At 68.9% G+C, this 16,635-nt stretch carries 19 protein-coding genes and 1 pseudogene; 8 read left to right on the top strand and 12 right to left on the bottom strand.

The window, feature by feature from the left end; translation table 11 throughout:
* Positions 1–13: 13 nt before the first annotated feature.
* Positions 14–945, bottom strand: a pseudogene (locus tag ACQ86G_RS00305) (alpha/beta fold hydrolase).
* Between the two features lie 87 nt (positions 946–1,032).
* Positions 1,033–1,353 (bottom strand): hypothetical protein, encoded by a 321-nt coding sequence (locus ACQ86G_RS00300; RefSeq protein WP_431258798.1) that lies wholly within the window; start codon positions 1,351–1,353, stop codon positions 1,033–1,035.
* Between the two features lie 118 nt (positions 1,354–1,471).
* Between ACQ86G_RS00300 and ACQ86G_RS00295 the strand changes: the two genes are divergently transcribed.
* Together ACQ86G_RS00295 and ACQ86G_RS00290 are read left to right on the top strand one after the other, a co-directional pair.
* Positions 1,472–1,966, top strand: coding sequence for a GNAT family N-acetyltransferase (locus ACQ86G_RS00295; protein ID WP_431258797.1), 495 nt, complete (start codon positions 1,472–1,474; stop codon positions 1,964–1,966).
* Between the two features lie 38 nt (positions 1,967–2,004).
* Positions 2,005–2,580, top strand: coding sequence for a hypothetical protein (locus tag ACQ86G_RS00290; protein ID WP_431258796.1), 576 nt, complete (start codon positions 2,005–2,007; stop codon positions 2,578–2,580).
* A 40-nt stretch (positions 2,581–2,620) separates the two neighbouring features.
* On the opposite strand, the gene arsC is transcribed toward ACQ86G_RS00290, so the two are convergent.
* The gene (arsC, locus tag ACQ86G_RS00285) at positions 2,621–2,971 is read right to left on the bottom strand and encodes an arsenate reductase (glutaredoxin) (RefSeq protein ID WP_431258795.1); all 351 of its coding nucleotides are present in this window, start codon (positions 2,969–2,971) and stop codon (positions 2,621–2,623) included.
* A 276-nt stretch (positions 2,972–3,247) separates the two neighbouring features.
* Here arsC and ACQ86G_RS00280 point away from each other — a divergent pair, with 276 nt between their 5' ends.
* Positions 3,248–4,924: an acyl-CoA synthetase gene (locus ACQ86G_RS00280; protein WP_431261539.1), complete on the top strand. Its 1,677-nt coding sequence runs from the start codon at positions 3,248–3,250 to the stop codon at positions 4,922–4,924.
* Between the two features lie 21 nt (positions 4,925–4,945).
* On the opposite strand, the gene ACQ86G_RS00275 is transcribed toward ACQ86G_RS00280, so the two are convergent.
* From ACQ86G_RS00275 to ACQ86G_RS00260, 4 genes are all read right to left on the bottom strand, one after another.
* Positions 4,946–5,827, bottom strand: coding sequence for a hypothetical protein (locus ACQ86G_RS00275; RefSeq protein ID WP_431258794.1), 882 nt, complete (start codon positions 5,825–5,827; stop codon positions 4,946–4,948).
* 160 nt (positions 5,828–5,987) lie between these two features.
* Complete coding sequence (locus tag ACQ86G_RS00270) at positions 5,988–6,602, bottom strand: hypothetical protein (RefSeq protein WP_431258793.1); 615 nt, start codon at positions 6,600–6,602, stop codon at positions 5,988–5,990.
* A gap of 88 nt (positions 6,603–6,690) precedes the next feature.
* The gene (locus ACQ86G_RS00265; protein WP_431258792.1) at positions 6,691–6,933 is read right to left on the bottom strand and encodes a helix-turn-helix domain-containing protein; all 243 of its coding nucleotides are present in this window, start codon (positions 6,931–6,933) and stop codon (positions 6,691–6,693) included.
* Between the two features lie 25 nt (positions 6,934–6,958).
* Positions 6,959–7,510: a DUF2975 domain-containing protein gene (locus ACQ86G_RS00260; protein ID WP_431258791.1), complete on the bottom strand. Its 552-nt coding sequence runs from the start codon at positions 7,508–7,510 to the stop codon at positions 6,959–6,961.
* Positions 7,511–7,756: 246 nt separating this feature from the next.
* Between ACQ86G_RS00260 and ACQ86G_RS00255 the strand changes: the two genes are divergently transcribed.
* Positions 7,757–8,815, top strand: a complete 1,059-nt coding sequence (locus ACQ86G_RS00255) for an aldo/keto reductase (RefSeq protein ID WP_431258790.1) — start codon at positions 7,757–7,759, stop codon at positions 8,813–8,815.
* A gap of 27 nt (positions 8,816–8,842) precedes the next feature.
* Here the strand turns inward: ACQ86G_RS00255 and ACQ86G_RS00250 are convergent, their stop codons facing one another.
* Positions 8,843–9,952 (bottom strand): DNA alkylation repair protein, encoded by a 1,110-nt coding sequence (locus ACQ86G_RS00250; RefSeq protein ID WP_431258789.1) that lies wholly within the window; start codon positions 9,950–9,952, stop codon positions 8,843–8,845.
* Positions 9,953–10,116: 164 nt separating this feature from the next.
* Here ACQ86G_RS00250 and ACQ86G_RS00245 point away from each other — a divergent pair, with 164 nt between their 5' ends.
* The 3 genes from ACQ86G_RS00245 to ACQ86G_RS00235 are packed head-to-tail and all read left to right on the top strand — an operon-like array spanning position 10,117 to position 11,741.
* Positions 10,117–10,620 carry an aminoacyl-tRNA deacylase gene (locus ACQ86G_RS00245; protein WP_431258788.1) on the top strand — a complete coding sequence of 168 codons (504 nt, stop codon included), beginning with the start codon at positions 10,117–10,119 and terminating at the stop codon, positions 10,618–10,620.
* A 6-nt stretch (positions 10,621–10,626) separates the two neighbouring features.
* Positions 10,627–11,394: a glycerol-3-phosphate 1-O-acyltransferase PlsY gene (gene plsY / locus ACQ86G_RS00240; protein ID WP_431258787.1), complete on the top strand. Its 768-nt coding sequence runs from the start codon at positions 10,627–10,629 to the stop codon at positions 11,392–11,394.
* Entirely contained in the window at positions 11,391–11,741 is a 351-nt protein-coding gene (locus ACQ86G_RS00235) for a RidA family protein (protein ID WP_377156888.1), read from the top strand. Before plsY ends, ACQ86G_RS00235 begins: the two co-directional genes overlap by 4 nt.
* Before the next feature lie 94 nt (positions 11,742–11,835).
* Here ACQ86G_RS00235 and ACQ86G_RS00230 read toward each other — a convergent pair whose 3' ends face one another.
* The 4 genes from ACQ86G_RS00230 to ACQ86G_RS00215 all read right to left on the bottom strand — a co-directional run bounded on the left by ACQ86G_RS00230 (position 11,836) and on the right by ACQ86G_RS00215 (position 16,018).
* Positions 11,836–12,486: an L-threonylcarbamoyladenylate synthase gene (locus ACQ86G_RS00230; RefSeq protein WP_431258786.1), complete on the bottom strand. Its 651-nt coding sequence runs from the start codon at positions 12,484–12,486 to the stop codon at positions 11,836–11,838.
* Positions 12,487–12,633: 147 nt separating this feature from the next.
* The gene (locus ACQ86G_RS00225) at positions 12,634–13,500 is read right to left on the bottom strand and encodes a 3',5'-nucleoside bisphosphate phosphatase (protein WP_431261538.1); all 867 of its coding nucleotides are present in this window, start codon (positions 13,498–13,500) and stop codon (positions 12,634–12,636) included.
* 110 nt (positions 13,501–13,610) lie between these two features.
* Positions 13,611–15,449 carry a bifunctional diguanylate cyclase/phosphodiesterase gene (locus ACQ86G_RS00220; protein ID WP_431258785.1) on the bottom strand — a complete coding sequence of 613 codons (1,839 nt, stop codon included), beginning with the start codon at positions 15,447–15,449 and terminating at the stop codon, positions 13,611–13,613.
* Positions 15,450–15,556: 107 nt separating this feature from the next.
* Positions 15,557–16,018: a host attachment protein gene (locus tag ACQ86G_RS00215; protein WP_431258784.1), complete on the bottom strand. Its 462-nt coding sequence runs from the start codon at positions 16,016–16,018 to the stop codon at positions 15,557–15,559.
* Between the two features lie 161 nt (positions 16,019–16,179).
* Here ACQ86G_RS00215 and trxC point away from each other — a divergent pair, with 161 nt between their 5' ends.
* Entirely contained in the window at positions 16,180–16,635 is a 456-nt protein-coding gene (trxC, locus tag ACQ86G_RS00210; RefSeq protein ID WP_431258783.1) for a thioredoxin TrxC, read from the top strand.

Raw genomic sequence — 16,635 nt, 5'->3', positions numbered from 1 at the left:
ACTTCCGGGCGCTTCAGGTCGACCCCAGGAACTCCTGCACCGCCCGCGCCAGCGCCTCCGGCTGGTCGTGATGCATCATGTGCGCGGCCTGCTGGAGCGTGATGCGCCGCAGGTCCTTGACGACGCTGAGCCGGGTCTCGAAGTCCTCGCGCGGATAGCGGTCGCCCCACCACTGCGAGAGCTGGGTCTCGCTGCCCTCGACCCACAGCGTCGGCGCCGCGATGCGCGACCAGCAGGCGAGGGCCTCGGCCTTCTTGTAGAGCACCGGATTGGTCCGCTTGTGCGCGGGGTCGCCGAGGATGTGCCAGCGCCCGTCGTCGCCCTGGCGCGACCAATGCGGCGCGAGCCACGCGGCCTTGTCGGCGGAGAGCCGCGGATTCGTCTTCATCAGCCGCTGGGCGACGCCGTCGACGCTGTCGTAGGTCTTGAGGCTCTGCGGCGCCTTGAGCTCGTCGAGCCAGCTCTCGAGCCGCGCCGGCGCCATGTCGGGCGTCGTGTCCGGCAGACCGAAGCCTTCGAGGTTCACGAGCTTGCGCAGCTGCTGCGGGCGTACGCCCGCATAGGTCATCGCGATGTTGCCGCCCATGCTGTGGCCGAGCAGGTCCACGGGCGCATCCGGGCTGACGGCGTCGAGCAGCGCGTCCAGATCGCCGAGGTAGTCCGGGAACCAGTACGCGTCGCCGCCGTTGGAATCGGTGAGCCCGAAGCCGCGCCAGTCGATGGCGACGACGCTGCGATCCTCGCGGAACGCGTCGACCATGAACTGGAACGAGGCGCCGACGTCCATCCACCCGTGGACCATCACGAGCAGCGGCCGCTGCCCGTCGGGCTCGGACCCCAGCGCAACACGTGGTGGCGCAGGCCGCGCAGCGTCAGGAATCCGCTGCGATGCGGACGGCGGACGGTGTACTCGGACGAGGGCGAGGAACTCGGTGCGGTGCTCATGGAGCGCGACTGTAGTGCCGCGCGCTCATCGGCGCTTTCGCCATGGAGACAAGGATCAGACCTGTTCGCGCTTGAGCGTGTAGCGGTTCAGTCCCCTTTGATCTCGCCGTGCGCGCTTCGAAGCGACTGATGCAACCGAAGCAACCTCATGAGGTAGGACGCCTTCTGCCACGCGGCGAGGAAGCCGAAACGCGGTTCGAAGCGGACGGCATCCTCGAGCTTGCAACCGCCGGGCACGGGCGACACCTTGCGCTCGTGGGACCAACTGCTCAACAGCAAGCTGCGCTTACGGACCGTGCGGGTTCCGGGCCATTGACCTGCGCCTTTCGGCTCCCGCCGCTGATCCAGCACGCGGTCGAGTTCGGTGACTGGGATGGGCAAGGTTGAAGAGAGGAAGAACTCGCGCATGGAGGGATGGGGAAGCCGTTCGGGCGGGCTGTTGGAGTTTATCGATCAGAGGGCGGCGCTAGCCAGCACACCGTGTACGCTCCGAGCCTTTGTCACTGAGCCGGCCAGCCGGGTTCGAATGACCGCCACGCCCGATACCTACATGCTGCGCCCCGCGCGCCCAGACGATCTGACCGCCATCGTCGGCCTGATCGGCGAGCTCGCCGACTTCGAGCACCTCACGCACCTGATGGACGTGACGCCGGAAAAGCTGCTCCCGCATCTCTTCGGCGAGCGCCCCGTCTGCGAGGCCATGGTCGCCGAGCACGAGAGCGGCACCGTCGTCGCCTTCGCGCTGACCTTCACCAACTTCTCGACCTTCCTCGGCAAGCCGGGGATGTACCTCGAGGACCTCTACGTGCAGCCCGCGCATCGCGGCGCGGGCCTGGGCAAGCGCATGCTGACGCGCCTGGCGCAGATCGCGATCGAGCGCGACTACGGCCGTTTCGAATGGTGCGTGCTCGACTGGAACGAGAACGCCATCCGCTTCTACGAAAAGATGGGCGCGACGATCATGCCGGACTGGCGGCTGTGCCGTCTGGCCGGCGATGCGCTGGCGCGGTTCAAGGGCTGACCATTTCAGTGGTTGAGAGATTCCATCGGAGCAGTCCTGTGAAGCAGTCAATCGGCCTCTGCGGACTTGCGGCGGTATTGTTTGCGCCGTTCGCAGCGACGGCGTCGCCGGACGCTCTTTGCCGGCCTGACGAAACCGTCAAGTACCACTGTCTGATCGGAGAGAAGTCGGCTTCCCTGTGCGCCGCTCCAGCAAGTGGTGAGGTGCGGGCGTTGACCTATCGATTTGGCACCGCCGAGAAGGTCGAACTCGAATACACCGCAGCACCCGACAACGGCAAGACGTTCTCTGCGTTTTCGCAGCAGATCGATCCACGCGCCCGGATCAATCAAGTCTGGTTCGACCGCGGCAACGTGCGCTATCTGATGACTGAATGCTCAGGGGGCACTTGCACGAGTGATGGCCGGCTCTCGGTCGTGCGAGGCGAGAAGGTGGTGATGAACGCGGAATGCCGCAATCCTCTCTCCGACCCGCCGTCCTTCTCACGGGACCTCGTTCAGTTCGGGCCCCGCCGCGAGGACGCACGATCCTTCAGCCCACTGCTGAAGTGGGCAGAGGCGGCGAACCCGGTGGAGGCGCTCTACGAATCCGAAAGCAGCAAGCGAGGGGACTGAGGCTGCCGGCAAGATCACCGGCTGACCCAGCCCCGGCCGATCACTTCAGCCAGTCGTTCAGCAACTCCGGCGGACGCGCGATCAGCGCGCGCTCGCCTTGCACGACGATCGCCCGCTGCAGCAGCTTCGGACGGTCCGCGACCGCCTGCAGCAGCTGCGTGTCGGTGAGCGACGTGTCCGCCAGATCCAGCTCGCGATAGTCGTCCTCGTTGTCGCGCACCATCGCGCGCACCGGCGTGCCGAGCTGCTGGTGCAGCGTCTGCAGCTCGGGCAGCGTCAGCGGCGTCTCGAGGTACTCGACGACCTCGGGATGGAGGCCACGGGACTCCAGCAGCGCGAGCGCCTCGCGCGACTTGGAGCAGCGGGGGTTGTGCAGGATCTTGAGCGTCATGCGGACCAGTGTAGGAGGCACGATCCGGATATCGATATGCGGATCGCCCACCGTCCGCCCATGCACCTCTCGCGGGCATCGCCGTTCACGCCAGGCACCGACATGGCGCTACGGGCTTTCCATGAAGACCGCCCAGGACCCGCTCGCTAGCATCCACGCTCTTGTGCCAGACCAGGATGGAGACCCGATGACCGGCAAGACCGCCAAGGACGCCGGCCCGGCCGACGGCATCACCGCGCCCCCGCGGCGACGCGGGCCGCGCCCGACGCCTATGCGCTGGTCCACGGCGCCTTCCGCTGGCAGGTGCCCGAGCGGCTCGCGATCGCCGAGCTCTGCTGCGGCCGCTGGGCCCGCGAGACGCCCGATGCGCCGGCCATCCTGTTCGACAGCGACAGCGGATGCCGCGCGCAGTACTCCTTCGGTCAACTGCAACGCGCGGCCAACCGCTTGTCCAACGCGCTGAGGCGCCTGGGCGTCGAGGCCGGCGACCGCGTCGCGATCGTGCTGCCGCAGCGCTTCGAGACCGCCGTCGCGCACATCGCGATCAACCAGCTCGGCGCGGTCGCGATGCCGCTGTCGATGCTCTTCGGCCCCGATGCGCTCGAGTACCGGCTCAAGGACAGCGAGGCCAAGGTCGCCATCGTCGAAGGCGGCGCGCTCGAGGCGCTGCGCTCGGTGCGCGCGTCGTCCCCGGCGCTGCGCCACGTGCTGGTCGTCGGCGAGTCCGATGCCCGGGAGGGCGAGATCGGCTGGATGGCCGCGCTGCAGCCCGAGGACGCGCGCTTCGCCGCGCGCGACAACGCGGCCGAGGATCCCGCGATCCTGATCTACACCAGCGGCACGACCGGCGCGCCCAAGGGCGCGTTGCTGCCGCAGCGCGCGCTGCTGGGCAACCTCACCGGTTTCATCGCGAGCCAGAACTGGTTCGGCTTCCATCCGCACGATCCGACGGTGCGCAGCGAGGCCGTGTTCTGGAGTCCCGCCGACTGGGCCTGGACCGGCGGCCTGATGGACGCGCTGCTGCCGTCGTTGTGCTTCGGCCGGCCCATCCTCGGCTACCAGGGCCGCTTCTCGCCGGAGAAGGCCTTCGAGCTGATGCAGCACTATCGCGTCAGCCACACCTTCCTGTTCCCGACCGCGCTGAAGGCGATGATGAAGGCCGTGCCGCATCCCGCCGGGCGCTACACGCTGCAGCTGCAGGCCGTCATGAGCGCCGGGGAAGCCGTCGGCGATGCCGTCTTCGAGTGGGGGCAGCGCGAACTCGGCGTCACGATCAACGAGATGTTCGGCCAGACCGAGATCAACTACGTCGTCGGCAACTGCGCGAGGCTGTGGCCGGCCAAGCCCGGCAGCATGGGTCGTGCCTATCCGGGTCATCGCGTCGCCGTCATCGACGACGAGGGTCAGGTCTGCCCCCACGGCGAGATCGGCGAAGTGGCTGTCCATCGTCGCGACGCGCACGGCGCGCCGGATCCGATCTTCTTCCTCGGCTACTGGGGTAACGAAGCGGCCACGGCCGCGAAGTTCACCGGCGATCCGGCGGACAGCTGGTGCCGCACCGGCGACCTCGCCCGTGCCGACGAGGACGGCTATCTCTGGTACCAGGGGCGTGCCGACGACCAGTTCAAGGTCGCGGGCTATCGCATCGGACCGGGCGAGATCGAGAACTGCCTGGTGCGACACGACGCCGTCGCCAACGCGGCCGTCGTGCCCAAGCCGGATGCGGAGCGTGGCGCGCTGGTCAAGGCCTTCGTCGTGCTGGCGCCGGGGCGGCAGCCGTCGGGCGCATTGATCGCGGAGCTGCAGGCCTTCGTCAAGCAGCGGCTGGCGCCTTACGAGTATCCGAAGGAGATCGAGTTCCTCGACGCGCTGCCGATGACGACCACGGGCAAGGTGCAGCGCCGCGTGCTGCGGCAGCTGGAAGCGGACCGGGCGACGGGACGCGTTGTCTGATCCGTTGACTGCACCGGCCGCTCAACTCGCGCGCGTGTTGCGCAGCTTGACGTAGAGCTTGGTGTTGGCGCCCGGCTGCGGCTGCAGCAGCGCCGCATCGGGCCATTGCTCCTGGCCCGTCAGCACGGTGCAGGCGCGGGACGGCTTGTCCTTGGGTGTCTCCGGCTCGCGCTGCTTCGCCTCGGACGGCAGCGGCAGGCGCAGGTGCTGGCCGCCCTCCATCCAGTCGAGGGTCCATTGCGGCTGGTCGCTGCAGACGATGACGCCGTCGATCTGCGGGAACATCCAGCGCACGTACCAGGGCAGCAGCTCGGTCCGCAGCCGCTGGCCGACCGACACGATGCGGCGGACCGTGCCCATGTCCAGCATCTCGGGCGGCGTCGCGAGGTCGATGCTCAGCCGCACGCCCAGGTCGCCCTTGGGCACGTTGGTGCCGAAGTCCATGTCCTTGACCCGCTGCTCGGAGAAGGTCGGCAGGTCGAAGCGCCCCTGGTCGTCGACGGGGATGGGGATGTAGTCGTCGTCGCTCATCAGCGCGAGCTTGGTGCCGGCCGGCGGCGGCTTGGTGTTGTCCTTCGCGTCGGTCAGCACGAAGCGGCTCACGAACAGGCCTTCGCCCTCGGTGCGCAGCTTCTGCAGCAACTCGTTGAGCCGCTTGTAGGGGAAGGACGCGCCGCGCTTCATGTCGCTCTGGACCGCGGGGAGGGCAATCGCGCCGGAGGCGGCGGCCGACGAGGCGGCCGGGCTTGTCGGCAACGCCGGAGCCGCCGGGACCGCCGAGACCGTTTCCGCGGCGGTCGCCGCGGCGACCGGATCGCAGGCGGCGAGAAGGCTCATCACGGCGACGGCGAGCGCGACGACCGGAGCGCGGCGCGCCGCGCGGGTGAACTGCTGGGGCTTCACTTCAACTCTCTCCCTGTGTCGCAAGACGGGTGTCGCGGATGCGATCTGCGCTGAACGGTGTGCGGCCGGTGCGGGTTGACGAGGCCTCTGTCCCGCATCGGGGTTTCAACGATCGCGTGCGCCTGTGCCGGTGCCTGCGCCTGCGCGCCCGTGACCGGGCTCATCGCCGGCATTTGCCGCGCGCCTCGGCGAGCACCCAGAACGGCAGGCTGAGCAGGCCCGCGCCGGCGCCGGCGAACTCGCCCTTCAGGCAGTCGCCGGTGGCGCCCTTCATCATCTCGTTGCCGAGCTTCGTCGACGCGTCGACCCGGTCGGGCGCGAGGCTGGCGTTGTCGGCCCGCTCGGCCAGCAGCGGCTGGCCCTGCGTCCCCTGACGGACCGCGCGCTGCGTCGCGGCGCCGTACATCAGGTCCCGGCCGCTCGGACCGGACGCGCTCGAGGAGGCCGGCGCGGGCGCGGCGATCACGACGGTGGAACGGGGCTCTTCCTCGTGGCGATCGACGTCGGGCCGGGGCGACTGGACGCGGGCCGACGGACGCGTCGACGGAGCGTCGCCGGGAGGCGGCACCTGGGGGTCAGGACTTGCTCGACGCTCGGGAGATCGGGCCGTCGTCGTCGTCTTCGTCGTGTGTGTCTTTGCCGGGGCAGGCTTTGACAGCGGCGGCAACTGGATCGTCACCATCCGGACGGTCGAGCTGCGCTGCTCGCGGTGCGTCTCGGCCCGGTGCCAGGCATGCTGCAGCCAAGCGATCAGCGCGACGTGCAGGAGCAGCACCGCGCCGAGCGCGAGCGCGCGCGGACCGACGCGTCGCTTCGACGCACCCGGGCCAGGCGAAGCAACCCCGCTACGCGAAGCCGCTGGATCAAGCGCCGCCATCGGGTCCTCCGTCCTCGGGTTCGTCGCCCGGCTCCCAGGCGAGCAGATCGCCGGGCTGGCACTGCAGCACGGCGCAGATCCGCGACAGCGTGTCGAAGCGCACCCCGCGCACCTTGCCGGACTTCAGCAGCGAGAGGTTGGCCTCGGTGATGCCGATGGCCTCGGCCAGCTCCTTCGAGCGCATCTTGCGCTGCGCGAGCATCACGTCGAGTCGGACGACGATGGGCATGGGCGGGATTCCTGGGCCGGTCCGCTCAGACGAACTCGGCGTTCTCCTGCGCCATGCGCTGGGCCTCGCGCATCACCATCGCCATCGCGGTCAGCACCAGGCCGAGCAGCAGCACGACGTAGTGCTGGCTGCCGAGGTGGACGGAGAGCATCCGTTGTCCCGGCGGGTTGCCGAGCGTCAGCGCCAGGATGGTGACCGTGTCGGTCAGCGGCATCACGAGCGCCATCGCCGTCACCGACTGACCGAGGCGCCGCAGATGACGCGTCGCGCCGTCGGTGAAGACCTCGCCGCGCAGATAGGCACCGAACAGGCGCCACAGGCACAGCAGCGCGAACAGCGTCAGCAGCGCCTGCGGCAGGTTGACCGCCAGGCCCCAGGCCCGTGAGACAGCATCGAACTGCATCGGGCAGTCCAGGCACCAGTCCTTGCGCGCGGTGCGCTCCACCAGGCCGCGGTTGGGCCAGAACATCGCGTGGAAACCCACCACCACCGCCATCGCGAGCAGCGCCATCGCGCGCACGCAGTGGGCGATCCAGCGGATGCGCCGCAGGCTGGCGGGGAAGGTCGTGTCGCTCATGGTCTTACCGTCGGGTGGCAAGAAATTACTGTAAAACAATAATTTCCTTGGCGCAATGACTTGCCGCGTAAAGGCATGCGCCGGGGCCCGCGCGCCGATCGCCCGGCCATCGCGCCGACCTCCGGCGGCGGCGGGCCGCCTCATGCACACTGGCCGATTGCGGCGCGCGGTTCCTGAGCGCACCGGTCATCGACGATGGCCGGCGCGCCGGTCTGCGATCACGCCGCGCATGTCATGGAGAACAAGATGGAACGCGTCACCCTTGGACAGTCCGACCTCTCGGTCAGCCGCATCGGCCTGGGCACGATGACCTTCGGCGAGCAGGTCGACGAGGCCGGCAGCCACGCGCTGCTCGATCGCGCGGTCGCCGCCGGCATCACCCTGCTCGACATCGCCGAGATGTACCCGGTGCCTGCGCGCGCCGACACCTTCGGCCGGACCGAGGAGATCATCGGTCGCTGGCTGAAGGCACGGCCCGGGATGCGCGAGCGGGTCGTCGTCGCGACCAAGGTCGCGGGTCCCTCGCGCGGTTATGACTGGATCCGCGACGGCAGCCTGGACCTGACCGGCGCGCAGATCGTGCAGGCCTGCGAGGACAGCCTGAAGCGGTTGCAGCTCGAGACCATCGACCTGTTCCAGATCCACTGGCCGGCGCGGCATGTGCCGATGTTCGGCGGGGTCTACTTCGAGCCGGCGAAGGACAAGCCGGTCGCGTCCATCCATGAACAGCTGGAGGCGCTCGCGCAGTTGCAGCGCGCCGGGAAGATCCGCCACATCGGCCTGTCCAACGAGACGGCCTACGGCGTCGGCGAATTCGTGCATCTGGCCGCGCAGCACGGATTGCCGCGCATCGTCAGCGTGCAGAACGCCTACAGCCTGGTGAACCGCATCGTCGAGAACGGTCTCGACGAGGCGCTGTACCGGCATCAGGTCGGGTTGCTGGCGTACTCGCCGCTGGGCTTCGGCTCGCTGACGGGGAAGTACGACCAGCACGGCTTGGCCGATCCTGCCAAGCCAGGCCGGCTGGCGATCTTCGAGAGCATGAAGAAGCAGCGCTGGGCACGGCCGGAGACGCTGGCCGCGGCGCGGCGCTACAACGCGTTGGCTGCGGAACTGGGGATGACGCCGTCGACGTTGGCGATCGCGTGGGTGAGCTCGCGCTGGCAGACGGCGAGCACGCTGATCGGCGTCACGACGGCGGCGCAGCTGGACGAGAACATCGCGGCGCTCGGCCGGACCCTCGATGCCGACACGCTGGCCCGAATCGACCGCATCCGATGGGAGATCCGCGATCCGGCGCAGTGAGCGCCGGTCAGCCGATCAATCGATCAATCAATCAATCATCAGCTCGAACGTACCGCCGGCCAGCTTCTGGCCGTTGACCATCACCTCGATCGCGTGCGTGCCCGCGTAGTGCGTGCGCGTGGTGAAGTTGCGCAGCGCGCGCCGGATGCGGATGGGCGTCGACGCGCCTGCTTCGAGTTCCACCGTCTTCAGCTTGAAGACCTTCGGCGAGGCGCGGCCGTTCTTCTTCACATAGTGGACGGCGTAGTCGACGACCAGTCGTTGCTTCGCCTCGGCGGTCGATCGCAGCTCGAAAGCGATCTCGACCTCGCCGCCGAGCGCCACACGGGACGGCTCGATCGCGAGCCGCTCCACGACAGCCAGCGCGCCCTCGCTCGCGCCAATCAGCTTCAGCGCTCGTGCGTCACCCTGCTTGATCCGTGAGCGCAGCGCATGCTTGACGATCCACGCGCTGCGTTCGTCCGTCAGATCCCAGTCGGCGACGTGCGCGAAGACCCAGTCCGCATGGTCCTTGGTGATGTCGTTCAGGTTGTTGGCGACGGAGCGTCGCACGTAGAGGCTGTCGTCGGTGCGCAGCGCCTGGAGGACCTCCGCCAGCGGCGCCGGGTCGGCGACCAGCGCGTCGAGCCGGAACGACCACGGCAGCCGCGGCCGGCTGCCTTCGCTGGCGAGACGGCGGACATGCTCGTCGCGGTCGGTGGTCCAGCGCGTCATCGTCTTCAGCGTGCCGGCCAGGTCCTGGCGCAGGAAGGGGCGGATCGCGAACTCGGCGGTGCCGTGTCCGGTCATCCGCTTGAGCGCCTTCAGCGACGCGGCGGGATCGTGCAAACCGTAGCTCGCGACGAAGTCGCACAGCCCCATGTTCATGAACGCGCCGCCGGTCTTCGGCGCTGCCGCGACGACGGCATCGAGCTTCGCCGCGAAACTGCCGGGCAGCGCGGCGTCGAGTGCCTCCGCCACGCGATGGACACGCTGCATGATCGACAGCGGCTCGAGTCCCTCGGTCGCCACGGCGAGGAAGCGCTTGCGCTGGAAGCCTGGGGCCGCTTCGGCGAACACGGTCGCCAGCGATCGCAGCGCGGTCTCGCCGATCAGGTCCTTGAGGTTGTAGCTGGAGGTCGAGGCGGCGTCCGTCATGAGGGTCCGGTGAACACGAAGTGCGCCGGAGCGTAGCGCGGGCGCTGCCATCGGTTGTCAGCAGGCCTTGCGCAGGGACGGCCGCCCGCTCGGCACGTGCGGCAGGTGCGGCGCGCAGCAAGCTCGTACAAGCACCTGGCGCGGCCAGCGCGGAGAATCGCGCCATGAGCAAGAAATCCGCCCATGTCAGCGAGACGCTGGCGACGCAGATGCTGCGCCAGCACAAGGTCGCGTTCGGGGAACATGTCTACGACTACGTCGATCATGGCGGCACCGGCGAGTCCTCCAAGCAGCTCGGCGTGCCCGAGCACGAGGTCGTCAAGACGCTGGTGATGCAGGACGAGAAGGCGCAGCCGCTGATCGTGCTGATGCACGGCGACTGCACCGTCAGCCTGAAGGAACTCGCCCGGCAGATCCCCTGCAAGAAGGTCGAGCCCTGCAAGCCCGACGTCGCGCAGCGCCACAGCGGCTACCTCGTCGGAGGCACGTCGCCGTTCGGAACGCGCAAGGCGATGCCCGTATTCGTCGAATCCACGGTGCTGGCGCTGCCCCGGATCCTGATCAACGGCGGGCGCCGCGGTTACCTGATCAGCATCGAGCCCCGGGTTTTGACGGAGCTGCTCGAGGCCCGTCCGGTCGAGTGCGCGCTGAAGTCCGGGGCAGAATAGCGCCCCATGCAAAGTGTCCTGTTCCCCTTGTCGGCCGTGTTGGCCGGGTATCTGATCGGCTCCCTGTCCTTCGCGGTGATCGTCAGCCGGCTGATGGGCCTGTCCGATCCGCGCAGCTACGGCAGCGGCAACCCGGGCGCCACCAACGTGCTGCGCTCCGGCAACAAGGCCGCCGCCATCCTGACGCTGGTCTTCGACGCGCTCAAGGGCTACATCCCCGTCGTGCTGGTGCTGAGGTTCGGCGCGCCGTACGGCCTGGAGGAGGGCACCGCCGCGCTGGTCGGTCTGGCCGCCTTCGTCGGCCACCTTTGGCCGGTGTTCTTCAGGTTCATCGGCGGCAAGGGCGTGGCCACCGCGGCCGGCGTGCTGCTCGCGATCAATCCGTGGCTCGGCCTGGCCGTGCTGGGCGTGTGGATCGTGATGGCGGCGGTGTTCCGCTACTCGTCGCTCGCGTCGCTGGCCGCCGCCGTCGCCGCGCCGCTGCTGCAGATGCTGATCTGGGATGTCGGCCCCGAGCTGCCGGCCATCGCGCTGATGAGCCTGCTGCTGATCTGGCGCCATGCCCCCAACATCAAGAAGTTGATGGCAGGGACCGAGAGCAAGCTCGGCCAGAAGTCGGCCCCTGTGCCGCATGTGCCCGCCGCCAAGTCACATCGCCACGAAGAGGCGCGCGCGCACCGGCATGAGCACAAGCGGGGTCACAAGGGCCATGCCCAGCGCGACCCCAAGCCGAATTCCAAGCCTTCCAACAAGCCCAACCAGCACAGCAAATGAGCAACATCGAACGCTTCGACGTCGGCCCGCGTCTCTCCGAGATGGCCATCCACAACGGCGTGGTCTACCTGGCCGGCCAGGTCCCCGAGGACGCCACCGCCGACGTCAAGGGCCAGACCGAGCAGGTGCTGGCGATGATCGACAAGCTGCTGGCCCGCGCCGGCAGCGACAAGACGAAGATCCTGCGCGCGCAGCTCTACATCGCCGATGTCAAGGACCTGGCCGGCATGAACGCCGCCTGGGACGCCTGGGTGCCGGCCGGCCACACGCCGCCGCGCGCGACGGTCGAGGCCAAGCTGGCCAAGCCCGAGTGGAAGATCGAGATCGTGATCACCGCGGCGGTCTGAGCTTCGTCGAGGCCAAGGGCCTCTTCATGCAAAACGCCGGCTTCGTGCCGGCGTTTTGCATGGAGCCTCGAACGGGCGTATCGCCCCTCGCGAGTCACTCGCCGGCGTCAGCCTCTTCGAGTTCCAGGCCCAGGCAGGCCGGATCGCCGCAGCCGCGGCGCACGAGCACCGGCGGCTCCGCCGTCAGGTCGACCACCGTGGTCGGCTTCATCGGGCAGGCGCCCGCGTCGATGATCAGCTGGATCAGCTTGTCGTAGCGTGCGGTGATCTCTTCGGGGTCGTTGACCGGCTCGTGCTCCCCGGGCGGGATCAGCGTCGTGGCGAGCAGCGGACCGCCGATCAGCGCCAGCAGGTCCTGCGTGACACGGTGGTCCGGCACGCGCAGGCCGATGGTGCGGCGCGATGGGTGCGACAGGCGCCGCGGCACTTCCTTGGTCGCCTCCAGGATGAAGGTGAACGGCCCCGGCGTGGCCGTCTTGATCATCCGGTACTGTTTGTTGTCGACGCGCGCGTAGCTGCCGAGCTCGCTGAGGTCGCGGCACAGCAGCGTCATGTGATGCTTGTCGTCGACGCCGCGGATGCGGCGCAGCGCCTCGGCGGCGGCCTTGTCGTCAAGCTGGCAGACCAGCGCGTAGCTGGAGTCCGTCGGGATCGCGCCGATGCCGCCCTGGCTCAGGATCTGCGCCGCCTGGCGCAGGAAGCGGGGCTGCGGGTTGTCGGGATGGACTTCGAAGATCTGGGCCATGGTCCTCACCTGGGGCAATCGGCGTGCGGGCCGATCATGGAGCCGGCCTGCGCCGGCGGATGATGCCGTTGATGCGGGGTCGGGATGCCGGTCGATCCGAAACGATCCGCCGTCATCCGCAGCGTCCGGTGCCGCGATCCGCGAGGATCAGTCCGGCCAGTGGATGCGGTGCTCGAGCGCGTCCCAGACCGGTTTCAACCGGCCGGAGAGGTGCTGGTCGAGTTTGCCGACGTCGACGCGGCTTTCCTCCGGACTGTGGAAGTCGGAGCCCCGCGACGCGAGCAGGTCGAATTCGAGCGCCGTGTCGGTGTACTGGATCATGTCCGCCGCGGTGTGGCTGCCGGTGACGACCTCGATGCCACGTCCGCCGTGGGCGATGAACTCGGTGATCAGCGCGTATTCCTCGGTCGGCGTGAAGCCGTAGCGGCCCGGGTGCGCGATCACGGCCAGACCGCCTGCGTCGACGATCCAGCCGATCGCGTCGCGCAGCGCCGCCCAGCGGTGCGGCACGAAGCCGGGCTTGCCTTCGGTGAGGTACCGGCGGAAGACCTCGGGCACGTCCGAGCACTGGCCGGTCTCCACCAGGAAGCGCGCGAAATGGGTGCGGGAGATCAGCTCCGGATTGCCGGCGAACTTGAGCGCGCCTTCATAGGCGCCATGGATGCCGGCCTTGGCCAGATCGTCCGACATCTCCTTCGCCCGTGCGCCGCGGCCGCCACGCGTGGCGCGCAGTCCGGCGGCCATGCGCGGGTCTTCATGGTCGAAGCCCAGTCCCACGATGTGCACGACCTTGCCGGCGAAGGTCACCGAGATCTCGACCCCGGTCAGGTAGGGCAGCCCGGCCGCCTTCGCCGCCGCCATCGCGCGCGACTGGCCGCCGACCTCGTCGTGGTCCGTCAGCGCCCAGAGTTCGACGCCGTTGGCCTTGGCGCGCGCGGCCAGGGCCTCGGGCGCCAGCGTGCCGTCGGAGACGGTCGAGTGGCAATGGAGATCCGCGTTCGTCTGCGCGTGCAGCGCCGGCCGCCCGATGCCGCCGGGCACGGCGGCGGGAGCCGGCGGCGCGTCGTTGGCGGCGGAAGAGGCCGGCGGAGCCGGTGGCGTCGTCGAAACGGGGGAAGGGGTGTTCACCCCGCCGATTCTAGGAGCGGCGCCATGTCCGTGACGCCGGTGCTGGATCGGCGGCGGTCGACGAAATAGCGGCTCGGCCCGGTGCCGCACTTGGCGACGTGCTTGGGTTCGGCGAGCGCGGCGGACAGCGCGCGGACGCTGTCGAAGGCGCCGGGCTGCACCTGGATCACGCCGGCGCTCAGCGTCGGCAGCGGATTGAAGGATTCCTGGTTCTGCCGGTTCAGCGTCACGTAGCCGCCCAGCGCCTGGTGTTCGGCGGAGAAGAAGGGGCGGATCTGGCGGTCGAACTCGCGGCAGACGCGGGTGACGCGGGCGGTCCAGTCGGGCGAACCCAGCACCATCACGAAGTCGTCGCCGCCGATGTGGCCGACGAAGTCCACCGCGGGGTCGGCGGCGTCCTGCAGGATCTGCGCGCAGAGCTTGATGATGTCGTCGCCGGCGGCGTAGCCGTAGACGTCGTTGAACGGCTTGAAGTGGTCGATGTCCCAGGCGACGACGACGAACTCGCGGCCCTCGTGCAGCAAGGCGTCGAGGTGCTGGTCGGTCGGCACGTTGCCCGGCATCAGCGTCAGCGGATTGGCGTAGCGCGCGCTGTGGACCTGCAGGTCGGAGACGGCCTTGAGCAGGTCGGTGCTGCGGCCGGTGCCGAAGTACTCGCCGTTGCGGGTGACGATGAAGCCGTCGACCATCAGCCGGTCGTCGAGGCTGGAGATGGCGTCGCTCATCTCGCGCAGCGAGGTGCTGGCGTCGAAGATCAGCGGTTGAGGGTCCATCAGCGCGGTGCAGGAGCGCTTCTCATGGATGTCCATGAAGTAGCGCTCCGCGCTGCGCTTGAGCACCTGCAGCGACCGCAGGATGCCGATCGGGCGGTTCGAGTCGTCCAGGACCGGCATCGAGAACAGCTGCTCGTCACGCTGGAACATGTCCGCGACCGTCTGGCAGTTGAGCTTGGGCGTGACCGTGTGGCTGCGGCGGGCCAGTTGCGCGGCGGTCGTGATCGCGTCGGGCGGCAGCCGCATCCAGTCGGCGTTGCGGCGGCGGTGTTCGGGCGCGAGCAGCGCGTCCACCTCGGCCCGCAGGGCGGCGCGCGGCGCGGCGCTTGGACGCGCGAGCAGGTAGCCCTGGCAGACCGGCACGCCCAGGCGGCGCAGCACGGTGAGGTCGCTCAGCTGTTCGAGGCCTTCGGCGACGACGGTGCAGCCGGAGCTGGCCGCCATCTCCAGGATCGAGCGCACGAACTGCTGCTTGAGCGGTTCCTGCGCGATGCCGTCGATGAAGTGCCGGTCGATCTTGACGAAGTCCGGCCGGATGTCCATCCAGCGCTTCAGGCTGGCGAAGCCCTCGCCCAGGTCATCCAGTGCGACGACGAAGCCCAGTTCGCGCAGGCTGCGCATGGCGTCCTGCAGCCGCTCGGGCTCGAGGATGGGGCGCGTCTCGGTGAGCTCGATGACCACGCGCGACGCGGGCAGGTCGAGCTGCGCGAACTCGCGCGCGATCAGCGTGCCGCGGTCGCTGGTGGCCTGCAGCGTGTCGGCGGTCAGGTTGAGGAACAACTGGCCGGGGAGGTTGAGTTCCTTGAAGCGGCGCAGCGCGCGGCGCACGACGATCCGTTCCAGTTCGACGAGGCGGCCCAGCCGAGCGGCGGTCTCGAACAGCACCAGCGGCGAATGCAGCGGCGTGTCGGCGGGCCCGCGCGTCAGCGCTTCGTAGCCCAGGATGTTCGCGCGCTCGACCTCGACCAGCGGTTGGAAGTGGATGTCCAACGCGCCGTCGCGAATGATGGCGGACAGGGCGATGCTGAGCGGGTCGGGCGGAAGCAGATGGGTGGTCGGCATGCGGAGACACCACGATGGACGGTGCGCCATGTGGTGTCCCCATTCTGGGTGGCCTCTATGTCATCGATTTGACAAACTGTTACAGCAGGGGTCAGGTGTGAAGGACCTCACGGCTTCTGCTTGCTGAAGTCCCGCTCGGGGAACAGCCGCGTCGTCAGCGCCCCCAGGCTCTCGTGCACGACGTCGACGTTGGTCTCGTCGATGACGATCTTGGCGATCTGCGGGCTCAGCGCCTTGCGCAGCAGGCCGAGGAAGCGCGGCGCGGCGACGACGCGCAGCTGCGTCACCTCGCCGTTGTTGTAGCCGTCGTCCAGCGTCTTGGCCACACGCGCGGCAAAGCTGATGGCTTCCTGGTGCGATTCGTCGACACCCGCCGACGAGGTCACGTTGTTGCCGCGACGGCCTTCGGCATCGCGGCGCAGGTCGGCGTTGTTCGCGTGGGCGGCGGCGTCGCTCAGCGTCGTGACGTCCTCCAGGTCGCCGCCTTCCTCCGGCAGCTTCAGCAGACGCGCCACGCCCTCGTCGGCCACCAGCACCCACAGCTTCCCATCGTCCTTGTATGCAGCCATCTTGGTTCCTTCAACAGAGTTCTCGTTGAGGGAAGGGTGGCAATCGCCGTACCTCGGTCGCATGACGCCGGGCGGCCCACAGCGTCGATGAGCGAGCGAGGAGCAGGGAACATGGCTTGCCCGCCGGTACATTGCACCGGATCCTTCGACATGAGACCGCCATGGACACCGATCACTCCGCCGCCGTCAGCCTTCACATCGTCTGCCCGTCCTGCGGCGCGAAGAACCGCGTGCCGCGCGAGCGATTGAGCGAATCGCCCGACTGCGGGCGTTGCAGCACGCCGCTCATGCAGGCGCAGGCCCTGGATCTCACGCCGGAGGTGTTCGACAAGTTCATCGCCGGCACCGAATTGCCGGTCGTCGTCGATTGCTGGGCGGAGTGGTGCGGCCCCTGCCGGATGATGACGCCTCAGTTCGAGAAAGCCGCCGCGATGCTGCCGGAAGTCCGCTTCGTCAAGCTCGATACCGAGGCCGCGCCGCAGCAGAGCGCGCGCTACGGCATCCGCAGCATTCCCACGATGCTGTTGTTCCTCGACGGGCAGGAGGTCGCGCGCGAGTCCGGCGCGATGCCGGCGGCGGCGATCGTGGAGTGGGTGCGCAAGCAGTTGCTCGGCTGA

It is taken from the genome of Roseateles chitinivorans, assembly GCF_050632145.1.
GTDB classification, from domain to species: Bacteria; Pseudomonadota; Gammaproteobacteria; order Burkholderiales; family Burkholderiaceae_C; genus Roseateles; species Roseateles chitinivorans_B.
This window is presented reverse-complemented; position numbering and strand designations above follow the sequence as displayed.

Bases quoted from the DNA above. Each gene is read 5' to 3' on its own strand.
- ACQ86G_RS00300 (WP_431258798.1), bottom strand. From the start codon at position 1,353: ATGCGCGAGTTCTTCCTCTCTTCAACCTTGCCCATCCCAGTCACCGAA.
- ACQ86G_RS00295 (WP_431258797.1), top strand. From the start codon at position 1,472: ATGACCGCCACGCCCGATACCTACATGCTGCGCCCCGCGCGCCCAGAC.
- arsC (WP_431258795.1), bottom strand. From the start codon at position 2,971: ATGACGCTCAAGATCCTGCACAACCCCCGCTGCTCCAAGTCGCGCGAG.
- ACQ86G_RS00265 (WP_431258792.1), bottom strand. From the start codon at position 6,933: ATGCCCATCGTCGTCCGACTCGACGTGATGCTCGCGCAGCGCAAGATG.
- ACQ86G_RS00260 (WP_431258791.1), bottom strand. From the start codon at position 7,510: ATGAGCGACACGACCTTCCCCGCCAGCCTGCGGCGCATCCGCTGGATC.
- ACQ86G_RS00255 (WP_431258790.1), top strand. From the start codon at position 7,757: ATGGAACGCGTCACCCTTGGACAGTCCGACCTCTCGGTCAGCCGCATC.
- ACQ86G_RS00250 (WP_431258789.1), bottom strand. From the start codon at position 9,952: ATGACGGACGCCGCCTCGACCTCCAGCTACAACCTCAAGGACCTGATC.
- ACQ86G_RS00245 (WP_431258788.1), top strand. From the start codon at position 10,117: ATGAGCAAGAAATCCGCCCATGTCAGCGAGACGCTGGCGACGCAGATG.
- plsY (WP_431258787.1), top strand. From the start codon at position 10,627: ATGCAAAGTGTCCTGTTCCCCTTGTCGGCCGTGTTGGCCGGGTATCTG.
- ACQ86G_RS00235 (WP_377156888.1), top strand. From the start codon at position 11,391: ATGAGCAACATCGAACGCTTCGACGTCGGCCCGCGTCTCTCCGAGATG.
- ACQ86G_RS00230 (WP_431258786.1), bottom strand. From the start codon at position 12,486: ATGGCCCAGATCTTCGAAGTCCATCCCGACAACCCGCAGCCCCGCTTC.
- ACQ86G_RS00220 (WP_431258785.1), bottom strand. From the start codon at position 15,449: ATGCCGACCACCCATCTGCTTCCGCCCGACCCGCTCAGCATCGCCCTG.
- ACQ86G_RS00215 (WP_431258784.1), bottom strand. From the start codon at position 16,018: ATGGCTGCATACAAGGACGATGGGAAGCTGTGGGTGCTGGTGGCCGAC.
- trxC (WP_431258783.1), top strand. From the start codon at position 16,180: ATGGACACCGATCACTCCGCCGCCGTCAGCCTTCACATCGTCTGCCCG.